We start from the raw sequence: 12,881 nt of genomic DNA, 5'->3' as shown, positions 1-12,881 counted from the left end.
GCGCTTGCTATAAGCGTAGAGCAAAGGTCGGGCCACTGCCCTGCAGGTCAGGCAAATCAAGGTCTTGCGCGTTTTTTGTCGGACGGGCGGGCGGCGCCTGTGACGATTCCGGTACAGCCCTCGTGACACTTTGTACCGCTTGTGGCACAGCTTGTGACCGGGCGGTCTTGCCAGCATTGCAATGCGCCGATGGCTGGAGGATGCTGGGCCACAAGATGTGTGTCAGCCCTTGATGGGGTTCAGCACAGCTCTCGGAGAGAACAATAAGAAATGCACGACAACCATTTGAGTCGCCATGCCCAACAAGTCTTGACCGTCACCCAGGGCAAATCCCACCTGCACGGTCCTGGCAGCGACCCGTCCATTGCCCGTTCATGGCTGCGCTGCCTTGAGGATTATCACCTCGACCCGGCCCTGACGATGGCGCCGACGGTGCTGGAACATGGGCGGGTGCTGGAAAGCCGCGAACGCTTGCAGCAAGTGCTGCACATTGCTGGCAGCGAAATGACCAGTCTGCATCAGCAACTTTCCGGCGCCGGCCACGCCGTGCTGCTCACCGACGCCCGTGGGGTGATCCTCAACTGCGTCACCGCACCGGCCGAACGGAAAATCTTCGAGCGCGCCGGCCTGTGGCTTGGCGCCGACTGGAGCGAAGCCTGCGAAGGCACCAACGGCATCGGCACCTGCCTGGTGGAGCGCCAGTCGCTGACCATTCACCAGGATGAACACTTTCGCGGCCGCCACACCGGCCTGACGTGCTCGGCGAGCCCGGTGTTCGACCCTCACGGCGAGCTGCTGGCGGTTCTCGATGTGTCCTCGGCGCGTCACGAAGTCTCACGTCAAAGCCAGTTCCACACCATGGCCCTGGTCAATCTCTCGGCGAAGATGATCGAGAGCTGCTATTTCCTGCGCTACTTCGACAATCAATGGTTGCTGCGCTTTCACCTGCAAGCCGAATCCGTCGGGCTGTTCAGCGAAGGCTTGCTGGCGTTCGACGGGGAAGGGCGGATCAGCGCGGTCAACCAGAGTGCGCTGAACTTGCTGGGGCATATTCGCGGTGGATTGCTGGGCAAGCCGGTGGAGGCGTTTTTCGATTGCTCGCTGGATGACTTGCTCGGCCGCGCCAGTGTCAACGCCAGCGCCAGTTGGCCGTTGCGCACCCGTGATGGGCGGAGTCTGTTTGCCGTGTTGCGCGGGCAGCCGCGCAGCATTCCGGTGCCGGTGGTGCCAGGTCCGACAATTGCCGAGCGTCCGCGCCTGTCGGGCATCTGCCTGGGCGACGCCGCGTTGCAGGAAGATTTCCGAAAATCCTTGAGAGTTTTCGAGCGAGACGTGCCGCTGTTGATCAATGGCGAAACCGGTTCCGGCAAAGAAGCCTTTGCCAAAGCCGTGCATCAGGCCAGCCAGCGGGCCGACAAGGCCTTCGTCGCCCTTAACTGCGCGGCGATCCCTGAAAGCCTGATCGAGAGCGAACTGTTTGGTTATCGCGGCGGCAGCTTTACCGGCGCGCGCAAGGAAGGCATGCGCGGCAAGTTGCAGCAGGCGGACGGCGGCACACTGTTCCTCGATGAAATCGGCGACATGCCGTTGGCGTTGCAAACCCGGCTATTAAGGGTGCTGGAAGATCGTCAGGTGGTGCCGATTGGCGGCGAGCCGGAGTCGGTCAATGTGCGGATCATCAGCGCCACTCACCGCCATTTACTGGAGCGGGTGCAGGACGGCAGCTTCCGCGAGGATTTGTATTACCGGCTCAATGGGCTGGAGATCGCATTGCCGGCGTTGCGTGAGCGAAGTGATAAATCGCAGTTGCTTGATTTTCTGCTGGCCGAGGAAGCGGGCGCGGAGACGGTGCTGATCGATGAGCCGGCCCGGCAAGCCTTGCTGGGTTTCGCCTGGCCGGGGAACGTGCGGCAGTTGCGCAATGTGCTGCGCACCTTGGCGGCGTTGTGTGACAACGGGCGGATCGGGCTGGAGGATTTGCCGGTGATGATTCGTCAGGTTCGACCGGTGCCGGTTGTGGCCGTTGAAGAGACTTCCGAACATCCGCTGGACGATGCCGAGCGGCTGGCGTTGCTGAATGCGCTGGAGCAGACCCGTTGGCACATGACCCATACCGCCGAGCAGCTCGGCGTCAGCCGTAACACCCTCTATCGAAAACTGCGTAAACACGGCATCGCCCGCTAGGCACGCCGTCACACTGCAGGAGCGAGGCTTGCCCGCGAAGAACGATTACGCGGTGTACTGGCGGAATCGTGTTATGGCCTTCGCGGGCAAGCCTCGCTCCTGCGGGTTTTGCGTTGACCCGAAACAAAGGTGCGAATTTTCCCACCCTACGCTAACCTGCGGCCATGTTTTACGAGGTCGACTATGCATATTCATATTCTTGGTATCTGCGGCACTTTCATGGGTTCGATGGCGGTTCTGGCCAAAGAGCTGGGCCATCACGTGACGGGCTCCGATGCCAACGTCTATCCGCCGATGAGCACTCAGCTTGAAGCGCAGGGCATTGAGTTGACCCAAGGCTACGACCCCGCCCAGCTCGATCCGGCGCCGGATCTGGTGGTGATCGGCAACGCCATGTCGCGCGGCAACCCGGCCGTCGAATACGTGTTGAACAAAGGCCTGCCCTACGTCTCCGGCCCGCAATGGCTGGCCGACCACGTGCTGCAAGGTCGCTGGGTCCTGGCCGTCGCCGGCACCCATGGTAAAACCACCACCAGCAGCATGCTTGCCTGGGTCCTGGAGCACGCGGGCATGAGCCCGGGCTTCCTGATCGGCGGCGTGCCGCAGAACTTCTCGGTGTCGGCGCGTCTGGGTGACACACCGTTCTTCGTCATCGAAGCCGACGAGTACGACAGCGCGTTCTTCGACAAGCGCTCCAAGTTCGTTCACTACCGCCCGCGCACGGCCATTCTGAACAACCTGGAATACGATCACGCCGACATCTTCCCGGATTTGCCCGCCATTGAGCGGCAGTTCCACCACTTGGTGCGAACCATCCCGAGCGAAGGCCTGGTGATTCACCCGACCACCGAGCCAGCGTTGCAGCGCGTCATCGAGATGGGCTGCTGGACCCCGGTGCAAACCACCGGTGCCGGCGGTCAGTGGCAGGTCAAGCTGCTGAGCGAAGACGGCTCCAGGTTCGAAGTGATGTTCGAAGGCATTGCCCAAGGCGTCGTCGATTGGGACATGACCGGCCAGCACAACGTCGCCAACGCCCTGGCCACCCTGGCGGCTGCTCGCCACGTCGGCGTTGTACCGTCGATGGGCATCGCTGCATTGAGCGTCTTTAAAAGCGTGAAACGCCGGATGGAGAAAGTCGCCGAGGTTCGCGGCATTACCATCTACGACGACTTCGCTCACCACCCGACGGCCATTGCGACGACCCTCGACGGCCTGCGCAAACGCATCGGTGATGCGCCGTTGATTGCGATCATCGAGCCGCGCTCCAACTCCATGAAGCTCGGCGCTCACCGCGACGGCTTGCCGGAAAGCGTGGTCGATGCCGATCAAGTGATCTGGTATGCCCCTGCCAACCTCGGTTGGGACCTGGGCGCGACCGCCGCGTTGTGCACGGTGCCGTCGATCGTCAGCGACTCCCTGGAAGGCATCATCGAGCGCGTGAAGAGCCAGGCCCAGCCCGGCACCCACGTGGTGATCATGAGCAACGGCGGCTTCGGCGGCCTGCACGGCAAACTCGCCGAGGCGCTGCAATGAACAACGGCCCGGAACGCATCACCCTCGCGATGACGGGTGCTTCGGGCGCCCAGTACGGTTTACGTCTGCTCGACTGCCTGATCCGCGAAGACCGCGAGGTGCATTTCCTGATCTCCAAGGCGGCGCAACTGGTGATGGCTACCGAGACTGACGTCACGCTGCCGGCCAAACCGCAGACGATGCAGGCTTTCCTCACTGAATACACCGGTGCGGCCGCCGGGCAGATCAAGGTGTACGGCAAGGAAGACTGGATGTCGCCAGTGGCCTCGGGGTCTGGTGCGCCCGCGGCGATGGTGGTGGTGCCGTGCTCCACCGGGACGTTGTCGGCGATCGCGACTGGTGCCTGCAACAACCTGATCGAGCGGGCTGCCGACGTGACGTTGAAAGAGCGTCGCCAGCTGATTCTGGTGCCGCGTGAAGCGCCGTATTCGAGCATTCATCTGGAGCACATGCTCAAGCTGTCGAACATGGGCGTGACGATATTGCCGGCGTCGCCGGGCTTTTATCATCAGCCGCAGACGATCGATGACTTGATCGACTTTGTCGTGGCGCGGATTCTCAATCTGCTGAACATCCCGCAAGACATGCTGCCGCGCTGGGGTGAACACCATTTGAGCAGCGATGAATAAGCTGCTGATTGTTCTGCTGGCCCTGCAACTGGGGGCTGCGCCACGGCGCGCACGCTGGACGCGGCCAAGCCTGGGGCGCCAGTGGTGTACGCGGGGACGCGCCTGGATTTGTATGCCATGAATGGCGGTTGCTGCGCCAAGGACCGGTTCGGCGCCGAAGCGCCGAGCTACCCCGGCGTCGACCTGCCGGCCAGCGCGTTGCTCGACACGCTGTTATTGCCGTTGTCATTGCTGACGGTGATCGGGGTGAGTTTCCAGGCGACGGGCGGGTTGTAGCGTTCGGCTTTGAATCGGTGTGCGCCCTTCGCGGGCAAGCCTCGCTCTTACGGGTTCTCCGTTGCCTGTGTAGGAGCGAGGCTTGCCCGCGAAGGCGCCCTCTCAGACACCAAAGGATTATTTGCCTAGCTTGCGCAGTTCATCCGATTCGACAATCCGTACCCCATCCTGCTCTTCCAGCGCCAGTCTCCACATGGCGCGGGCCAGTTGGCAGGCTTCGATGCCGCGGTACTTGCCAGGGATCAAGCGCGACAACGGCCCGACGAGTTGCTCGGCCGTGCGCGGTTCCAGTCGATCGCCCAGCAACAACGAAGGTCGGCAAATGGTCAGCTGCGGCCAGTCCTGCGCGCGCAATGCGTACTCCATCTCGCCTTTGACCCGGTTGTAGAAAATCGAGGATCTGCGATCGGCCCCCAGGGCACTGATCACGATCAGGTGCCGGGCACCCATTTCCCGTGCACGTTTGGCGAACGCCACCACCATGTCCAGGTCGACCGCACGAAAGGCTTGTTCGGAGCCAGCCTGCTTGATTGTGGTGCCGAGGCAGCAGTAGGCGATGTCGACGCGACCGTTCAGTTGCGGCAGAAACGCCGCCGCGTCGCCGACCGGGTTTTCCAGATGGGGATGCTCGGCCAGTGGCCGGCGTGAGGGGGCCAGTACCCTTGAAATCGTTGGCTCATTGAGCAGGCGATCAAGCAGATGTTCGCCGGTCAACCCGGTAGCTCCGGCAAGCAGTACATGCTGAGGCGTCAAGTACATAGTGTTTCCCCCTTGATACTGTTCAGCTTAGTTGCTCTTTGCATCCTTGCTGCTGATAGAGACACTTTGTAGCGCTTTTCGTGCCTGCTGTTTGCGCAAGAGTTGCCAGTGCGAGAGGACCGTTTTCGGCGCCCAGAGCTGCGGTTCAGAGGCCTCGAAGCCGTCAGCGAGTTCACGCTCTGCCACCGTGGCCTTGGCCAGCTTGAAGGCATGCTCCAGGTCGTCGGTCTGGTTCAGCGCCTGGGCGAACAGCGCGTCGCCGAAGTAGGTGAAATTGGCTTCTTCCGAGCAACCGAAGGACACCCGATCAGCGCGCGAGGCGGTCATGATCAGCGTGCGTTCATCCTTGAGCGCGGGGATGAAGCCGCCGGAATAGCAGGACGAAATCACCACGATCTTGTCGCGGTTCTTCAAGGGCGCGAGCACGGCGGCGAGTTCGTCGGCCGGCAGGTCGGCCAGCTCCATGCGCGGCTGGTCGAGCACCAGTTCATGTTCGCTGCTGCCATGGCTGGTCAGGTAGATGAAGATCAAGTCTTCCGGGCCACTGCGTTCGGCCAGGGTCATCGCGGCGCGGCGCAGGTTTTCCCGGGTGGCCATCGGCCGGTCGACGAGGTGATCGCGATGGTTCACCAGGCGGATCTGGCCGAAGGCGCCGAAGCGGCTGCTGAGCATGTTGCTGACGTAATCGGACTCGCGCAGGAACACGCTCTGCTTGCCGTCGCCGCCCAGGGTCAAGGTGTACAGCTCGACCATCGGGGTCGAGGCTGGCACGTTGGACAGAGCGTCATCGAGTAACCGGCCCTGGGCCAGCAAACCGAGCTCCAGGGTGTCGGGCAGCAACTTGCCGTCGGCATCGCGAACACGCTGGCCATTGACCCATGTTCCGCTTTGCACCGTGCCGTCGGTGAGCACCAGGGTGCCGCGCCCCGAGTAGCTGTCATTGTCGAACTGGCCGATGTAGAAGCTGCCGTCGGGCAGGTTCAATCGACCCTGGCCGGTAAAGCGCCAGTCGCTGAACTGGCCGATGTAATGACTGCCGTCAGCGCCGATCAACTCGCCCTTGCCGTTCAGCGAGCCTTCCTTGAACTGGCCCAGCCAGACATCGCCGTCGGCGTTTTCGTAGCGGCCCTTGCCGTGCAGTTGATTGTTCTTGAAGCCGCCGACATAGATGTCGCCGTCGGCGCTGTTGAAGGTTCCGTTGCCTTCCAGCTGACCGTCCTTGAAGTGCCCGGTGAACTGATTGCCACTGGCGTCGCCGCGCTGGCCTTCACCGTTGGGTTTGCCGTTGGCGAACTGGCCCTGGTAGGAACTGCCGTCGTCGAGTTCGAGACGCCCGAGCCCTGAATATTGATCGGCCTTGAATTCACCGCGATAGGTCATCGTGTTTTCTTTTAGCGTGCCTTCACCGTCACGGCGGCCGAGTTTGAATCCGCCGGTGTAGCTGCTGCCGCTGGTGGTCAGTGTGCCCTTGCCGTCAAACAGGCCTTGATTGAATTGGCCCCGATAGACTTCGCCGTTGCTGCCATGCCATTCGCCCTGGCCATGCCATTGCCCCTTGTCGAACTCGCCGGCGTACCAGCTGCCGTTGGGGTAGTCGATGCGGCCCTGGCCTTGCAATAAGCCGTTGACCAGATCACCGCGATAGCGCCCGCCGTCCGGCAAGCGGGCATCCGGGGGCAGCAGCGATTCGCCATCGCCGCAAGCGGTGAGCAACAGGGTCAGGGCGAGGAGTGCAAGTGAGCGCATAGCGGGATCCGGGCAATTATGCGACGGAGTATGCCGCAGCTATGTGTCGCATTTATAGAGACACGGCAGAGACACGGCGCGAAACAGCGTGAGCTGTTTCGCAATCAGGCCTGTGTCAGACGAAACAGAGGGACAGCGGCTCGGCGATATACGCCGGTTTGTCCGAGCCTTCGATTTCAAGCGTGGCGGTGGCTTTGAGCAGCCATTGGCCGGGTTTTTTCTCGATGACTTCGTTCATGTCGACCTTGAGCCGAACCCTGGAGTTGACCTTTACTGGCTGGATGAAGCGCACGCTGTCCAGGCCATAGTTGACCACCATCTTCGCCCCTTGAGGGAGGATCAGGATGTCTTCCATCAGTTTCGGGATCAGCGACAGTGACAGGAATCCGTGTGCAATGGTGCTGCCAAATGGCGTTTGCGCGGCTTTGACCGGGTCGACGTGAATAAACTGATAATCGCCTGTGGCTTCTGCGAACAGGTTGATGCGCTCCTGATCGATGGTGAGCCATTCGGAACGTCCGAGTTCCTTGCCGACATAATCTTTGAGCTCTGCAACGGGAACATAGGGCATTGAGACTCTCCTTGGGTTTCATCGGATTTATAGTTTTTCGAGTGGGGGGATTTGGCCTCCCTGTGAACCACTTTAGATCAACATGGCAAATTGCTCCGGTCAACTGACCATGCTTTTGGCGAATGCCGATCCATAGCGTTGACGTGCTTATAATGCCCGGCCCCTTTTTGGTGGGGCGCGCGTGTGGGAGATGCTGGATGTTGTTACGTGGCCTGACCTGGCTGGTGCTGTTCCAATTGCTGGGCACAGCCATCAACCATTTGTTTTTACCGGTACTGCCCGGGCCGATTGTCGGCCTGCTGCTGTTGCTGGTGTACCTGATTTCGCGCGGGCAAGTCGGCGAGCCGTTGAACCTGGCCGCCAGCAGCCTGCTGCGCTATTTGCCTTTGCTGTTGGTGCCGCCGGCCGTGGGCGTGATGGTTTACGCCAAGGACATCGCCGCAGACTTCTGGGCCATTGCCGGCGCGCTGGTGTTGTCGCTGGTGCTGTCCATGGCGTTTGTCGGGGTGCTGATGCAGCGCATGGTCAAGCGTCATGCCCATCGCGGAGATCGCTCATGATCCTCGATTGGCAGGGTGCGCTGGACTCGGTGATTCATCACCCGTTGTTCGGCCTCGGCATTACGTTGGGCGCTTATCAACTGGTGCTGGCAGCCTTTGAAAAAACCCGCTGGATCTTTCTGCAACCGGTGCTGGTCTCCATGCTGTTGGTGATCGGTGTGCTGACGGTCTGTGGGATCACGTTTGTCGAGTACCGCAAGAGCACTGAGATCCTCAGCATCTTGCTCGGACCTGCGACCGTTGCGCTGGCAGTGCCGCTGTATCTCAATCTGCGACGCATTCGGCAGTTGTTCTGGCCGATTTTTACTACGCTGGTGATAGGCGGCGTGGTTGCCACGGGCATGGGCGTGTTGCTGGGTTGGTGGTTTGGCGCCGAACACATGATCCTGATGACCATGGCGCCGAAGTCAGTGACGTCGCCGATTGCCATGTTGGTGGCTGAGCAGATCGGTGGTGTCGCGGCGTTGGCCGCGGTGTTCGTGTTGATCACCGGCGTGATCGGTGCGATCTTCGGTCCGAGTATGCTGACCCGGCTGGGCGTGCACAGCCCTGAAGCCCGGGGCATGGCGCTGGGCATGACCGCCCATGCGGTCGGCACCTCGGTGGCCTTGCAGGAAAGTGAAGAATGCGGCGCTTTCGCGGCGCTGGCGATGAGTCTGATGGGCGTGGCCACGGCGGTGTTCCTGCCGTTGGCGGTGTCGATGGTGGTTTAAGGATATGTCTATGAGCTTGCCGCTTTTTCCGCTGAACACTGTGCTGTTTCCTGGCTGCATCCTCGACTTGCAGATCTTCGAGGCGCGCTACCTGGACATGATCGGCAGTTGCATGAAAAAGGGCGTCGGCTTCGGCGTTGTGTGCATTCTCGACGGCGAAGAAGTGGGCATCGCACCTGCGGGCTATGCGCTGGTCGGCTGTGAAGCGTTGATCACTGATTTCAAACAACAGGACAATGGCCTGCTGGGCATTCGCGTGCAGGGCGGGCGGCGTTTTCATGTGTTGCGCACCGAGGTACAGCGCGATCAATTGACCGTCGCTGAGGTCGAGTGGCTGGAAGACGAACCTGAGCAGCCGCTGCAGGATGAGGATGCGGACCTGGTCGCCCTGCTCAAGGCATTGGCCGAACACCCGATGGTCGAAGCCTTGAACATGGGCACCGAAGCGACCGGGCAACAGTCGCTGGCCAATCAGCTGGCCTATCTGCTGCCGTTTGCCGAAGTGGACAAGATCGACCTGCTGCAACTCGATGATCCCCAGCAGCGGCTGGATGCGATCCAGGCGCTGCTGGACGAGTTGCAGGGTGAGTTGTTTGCCTAGTTGTACTTTGTATTAAGTTCTCCGGTTCGCCACTATTGTCTTCGTAAAGCTCAGTCAGTAGTTTGCAGTTATTCGCATGGAGCGGATAACGGTTAACTATATGGATGTGGTTATGACGCTATATGAAGATGAATGGATGTTCTGGGATGATATTGCCGGGCGCTATATTTTAAAGCACGCGAGCAACGATCCGAATACGGCTAATATTATTGATGCCGCTGCTTACTATGCCGATTCAATGGTTGTCGCTCGACGTAAGCGCAAGCGCGTAAAACTTCCAGTCTCCGGTACTGCCGTCGATACTTCAAACGCTCCGACGGCTCTTTAGTACACGACTTATAAACTATTCGGCAACGGACTGGGTTTTGCGCGTCTTGCTGAAAAAAATTGAGTGAACAGCATCTTGAGGTGATTGATGTCCCTGGAAAATCAAAGCAGTGCATTTACCGCTAATCTTTACGTCAACGGCACGCCGGTGGTGCTCAACCAGCAGCGCCTGAAGCTTAGGCTGCGTGACCCGCGAATCACCCGGCGCGAACGCCTGGACGTGGAGGTGGCATTGGCGAGTGACGACAGCACGAGTATTCTGACGCTCGCCGATCATGAGGATGACAAGCCTCTATTGTTGAAGTTTGTGCCCAAGGCTGGCAAGTATGAAGTGCTGGCCGTTATTCGAGGCGCCTATGAAGGTGGTCATTTGACGGTTAATGTCGGAACCCGTCATCTATATATGAATAGCGGTTCGGAAGGTGCCAGGTTTTCAATACGCAAGCATGGGGTGGACCAAGCGAGTTTTGATGATTTTGCTGCCGGTCCAGGGTATGTGCAGCTTGTGAGTGAGCTAAATGGTCGGCCGCTCTATCTGGCAAACGACAAGGGGAAAGTGCATTTTAAAGATGTTGATCCTAATGTCTCCAAGCATGATGCGTTCAACAATGATCCCGTCAACTTCGTGATCAAGATTGTTGATAAGCCGGGTGAGGAGCGCAAATAAAAAAACGCCATCAGTTTTGCAAGCTGATGGCGTGTACCTCATCAGGCAACAGCCTAATACGCATATCTCAACATTGCATTCGGCAAATGTCGCAATGCAAAGAACCCGAACAACGCCACCATCGCCGGCAATACCAGCCACCAGATCTTGGGTGGCATGGCATTGAGCGGTGTCTGGCGCTGGCTCAGCCACAAGCTGGCAGCACACACGCACGCCGCCAGCATCGCGCCGGCCAATATATCCGTTGGCCAATGTGCGCCCAGGTACACCCGGGACAGGGCGATTGTCAGGGCCGGCAAACAACCCAGCAGCAACCAGGTCAGGCGCATCCGCGGCGGCTGACCGCGACCGGCCAGCACGGCGAGGGTCAGGAACAACGCGAAGGCGCCCGATGCATGGCCGCTGGGCATGCTGTAGCTGGTCAGCGGATCGCTCAGTACTTCCGGGCGCACGCGGGCGAAAAATTGTTTGGTGAACGTGTTGCCGAGCGCGGTGAAGAGCAGGGTGCCGCCGGCGAAAATCGCCTGGCGCCACTGCCGGGTGAGCAACAGCAAGCCGGTCAGCAGGGCGCTGAACACCAGCATGTTGCGGAATTCGCCGATCAGCGTGAAGGTGACGGCCAGTTCATCGAGCATCGGGCTGCGATGTTCCTGCACCAGGGTCATCACGCCTTGGTCGAGCGCGGTGAGGTGCGGGTAGCCGATAAACAGCCCTGCCAGAATTAACAGGCCGAGGCCGGCTATATAGGCGGTGGCGTGGCGATGGCGGCGCAGGCTGCTGGTTACGCTCAAGCCGATCATTACCGCAATGCTGCCGGCGACGATTCCTGCCTCAGGCCAGAACCCGTCGGGCAATGGCAAGCGAATCGCTGCGCCCGTGGCCCAGCCAGGCAGCAAGTAAGCGACGCTCCAGCCCGCGGCGGCCAACAAACTGACAGCGGCGAAACGCGGGAACGGCATGTCGAACATCCCGGCAACCATCGGCAGCATCGGGCGTAGCGGGCCGATAAAACGTCCGACCAACAGGCTGGCAATACCGTATCGCTGGAAATACGCCTCGGCGCCGGCGATCCATTCCGGATGGTGGCGCAACCCCGGCAGGCGCCGGATATTCTGGTGAAAATGTCGACCGATGAAGTACGAAACGATGTCGCCCAGCACGCCAGCGGTAAACCCCAGCAATAGCGTTTCGCTCAATGACAGCGCCCCGCTGCCGGCCAGTACCGCCACGGCGAACAGCAACACCGTGCCGGGCACAATCAGCCCGGCAATCGCCAGGCACTCCACGAATGCCACGATGAACACCGCCGCGGCCAGCCATTGCGGGTTAGCCGCCAGCCAACCGGTCACGCTATCGAGCCATGGGCCCATAAAAACAACTCCCTCTGATGTTCAATTGGGCTCGAAAGGCGCGCACGCAACCTTCCAGGCACCACAAGTCCCCTGTAGGAGCGAGCCTGCTCGCGATAGCGGACTGACATTCGAAACCGATGTCGCCTGATACTTGCTATCGCGATCAGGCTCGCTCCCACAGGGATTTTCCATCTTCAAGTCAGCAAAAAATAATCGCGACCTTCGACCTGCCCCCGTCGTAGCGGGTTCCGCGTGCAATGTGGCGCGTAAGCCGCATCGACGAAGCGATACATCAAATGTTCGTCGCGTCCGTGGGGAATGCCCAGGCGCGTGGTCTGGATGATCTGAGCAGGCGCCGGGCCGACGTCTTCGACCAGCAACACATCATGGTCAAAACGCTTGGCATCCCAGACGGGCACCTTCAACCCCAGCGACTTGCACAACAATGTCTGCCCGGCGCAGAGCTTTTGCGTCGGGCGAGGACGACCCTGGGCGTCGGGATTGTTCAACAGCATCTGCGCCAGGCTCGCTGGCCCGCTTAGCTCGTCGACCCACGGATAGGCAGATTTGATCAGCACCGCGTTGCCCGGCCCCTGGGCGCTGAAGTTCAGGGAATCACCGCCGCGGGCGTAATACATATAGATGTGCCCGCCATCCAGAAACAAAGCCTTACGCTTTTCTGTGTAGCCGAGGGACGCGTGGCTGCCTTTTTCTTCGCAGTAATAGGCTTCGGTTTCGATAATCCGGGCGCTCAGCCACAGGTCGCCGACCCTATGACGGATGACCTTGCCCAGTAAATCCCGGGCCAGGGTTTGCGCATCGCGGTCAAAAAATGCGTCCGGGAGCCCCATGGGCAGGCGTGCAGCGGACGCTCGAACAGTCAGGTTGGACATGATGAACGGTGTTTATCAAGGCTGATTGAGTCGTGATGATAACAATGTGCAGCTTAATCCCGGCTGAACG

13 protein-coding genes and 1 pseudogene are annotated in these 12,881 nt (G+C 60.3%); 9 read left to right on the top strand and 5 right to left on the bottom strand.

The annotated features are described in order from the left end of the window. The first annotated feature begins 270 nt into the window (after positions 1 to 270). The 4 genes and pseudogenes from HP062_RS17170 to HP062_RS17155 all read left to right on the top strand — a co-directional run bounded on the left by HP062_RS17170 (position 271) and on the right by HP062_RS17155 (position 4,622). Positions 271 to 2,184, top strand: coding sequence for a sigma-54-dependent Fis family transcriptional regulator (locus HP062_RS17170; RefSeq protein ID WP_172791775.1), 1,914 nt, complete (start codon positions 271 to 273; stop codon positions 2,182 to 2,184). Between the two features lie 183 nt (positions 2,185 to 2,367). Beyond that, the gene (mpl, locus tag HP062_RS17165) at positions 2,368 to 3,717 is read left to right on the top strand and encodes a UDP-N-acetylmuramate:L-alanyl-gamma-D-glutamyl-meso-diaminopimelate ligase (protein ID WP_172791774.1); all 1,350 of its coding nucleotides are present in this window, start codon (positions 2,368 to 2,370) and stop codon (positions 3,715 to 3,717) included. Next, positions 3,714 to 4,346 (top strand): flavin prenyltransferase UbiX, encoded by a 633-nt coding sequence (ubiX, locus tag HP062_RS17160; RefSeq protein WP_010467349.1) that lies wholly within the window; start codon positions 3,714 to 3,716, stop codon positions 4,344 to 4,346. The genes mpl and ubiX overlap by 4 nt, the downstream gene beginning before the upstream one ends. Beyond that, positions 4,339 to 4,622: pseudogene (locus tag HP062_RS17155) on the top strand (YceK/YidQ family lipoprotein). Before ubiX ends, HP062_RS17155 begins: the two are co-directional and overlap by 8 nt. 117 nt (positions 4,623 to 4,739) lie before the next feature. On the opposite strand, the gene HP062_RS17150 reads toward HP062_RS17155, so the two are convergent. From HP062_RS17150 to HP062_RS17140, 3 genes are all read right to left on the bottom strand, one after another. Next, positions 4,740 to 5,381: an oxidoreductase gene (locus tag HP062_RS17150; protein WP_010467351.1), complete on the bottom strand. Its 642-nt coding sequence runs from the start codon at positions 5,379 to 5,381 to the stop codon at positions 4,740 to 4,742. A gap of 27 nt (positions 5,382 to 5,408) precedes the next feature. Beyond that, the gene (locus HP062_RS17145; protein ID WP_172791773.1) at positions 5,409 to 7,127 is read right to left on the bottom strand and encodes a C13 family peptidase; all 1,719 of its coding nucleotides are present in this window, start codon (positions 7,125 to 7,127) and stop codon (positions 5,409 to 5,411) included. 115 nt (positions 7,128 to 7,242) lie between these two features. Then, entirely contained in the window at positions 7,243 to 7,698 is a 456-nt protein-coding gene (locus HP062_RS17140) for a MaoC family dehydratase (RefSeq protein ID WP_010467353.1), read from the bottom strand. Positions 7,699 to 7,895: 197 nt separating this feature from the next. Between HP062_RS17140 and HP062_RS17135 the strand changes: the two genes are divergently transcribed. From HP062_RS17135 to HP062_RS17115, 5 genes are all read left to right on the top strand, one after another. Next, on the top strand, positions 7,896 to 8,258 hold the full coding sequence (locus HP062_RS17135) for a CidA/LrgA family protein (protein ID WP_010467354.1): 363 nt from the start codon (positions 7,896 to 7,898) through the stop codon (positions 8,256 to 8,258). Then, positions 8,255 to 8,971: an LrgB family protein gene (locus HP062_RS17130; RefSeq protein WP_010467355.1), complete on the top strand. Its 717-nt coding sequence runs from the start codon at positions 8,255 to 8,257 to the stop codon at positions 8,969 to 8,971. Before HP062_RS17135 ends, HP062_RS17130 begins: the two co-directional genes overlap by 4 nt. A gap of 10 nt (positions 8,972 to 8,981) precedes the next feature. Then, entirely contained in the window at positions 8,982 to 9,572 is a 591-nt protein-coding gene (locus tag HP062_RS17125) for an LON peptidase substrate-binding domain-containing protein (protein ID WP_010467356.1), read from the top strand. Positions 9,573 to 9,684: 112 nt separating this feature from the next. Continuing rightward, a complete protein-coding gene (locus HP062_RS17120; RefSeq protein WP_102594344.1) occupies positions 9,685 to 9,900 on the top strand; it encodes a hypothetical protein in 216 nt (71 codons plus the stop codon). Between the two features lie 87 nt (positions 9,901 to 9,987). Then, on the top strand, positions 9,988 to 10,566 hold the full coding sequence (locus HP062_RS17115; protein WP_172791772.1) for a hypothetical protein: 579 nt from the start codon (positions 9,988 to 9,990) through the stop codon (positions 10,564 to 10,566). A 53-nt stretch (positions 10,567 to 10,619) separates the two neighbouring features. Here HP062_RS17115 and HP062_RS17110 read toward each other — a convergent pair whose 3' ends face one another. Continuing rightward, complete coding sequence (locus tag HP062_RS17110; RefSeq protein WP_010467359.1) at positions 10,620 to 11,936, bottom strand: bifunctional DedA family/phosphatase PAP2 family protein; 1,317 nt, start codon at positions 11,934 to 11,936, stop codon at positions 10,620 to 10,622. Between the two features lie 176 nt (positions 11,937 to 12,112). Continuing rightward, complete coding sequence (locus HP062_RS17105) at positions 12,113 to 12,811, bottom strand: DNA-3-methyladenine glycosylase (protein WP_042932526.1); 699 nt, start codon at positions 12,809 to 12,811, stop codon at positions 12,113 to 12,115. Positions 12,812 to 12,881 lie beyond the last annotated feature (70 nt).

Source organism: Pseudomonas sp. B14-6, assembly GCF_013260315.1.
GTDB classification, from domain to species: Bacteria; Pseudomonadota; Gammaproteobacteria; order Pseudomonadales; family Pseudomonadaceae; genus Aquipseudomonas; species Aquipseudomonas mandelii.
Note: the sequence above shows the minus strand (reverse complement) of the source record. Positions and strands in the feature narration are given on the sequence as shown.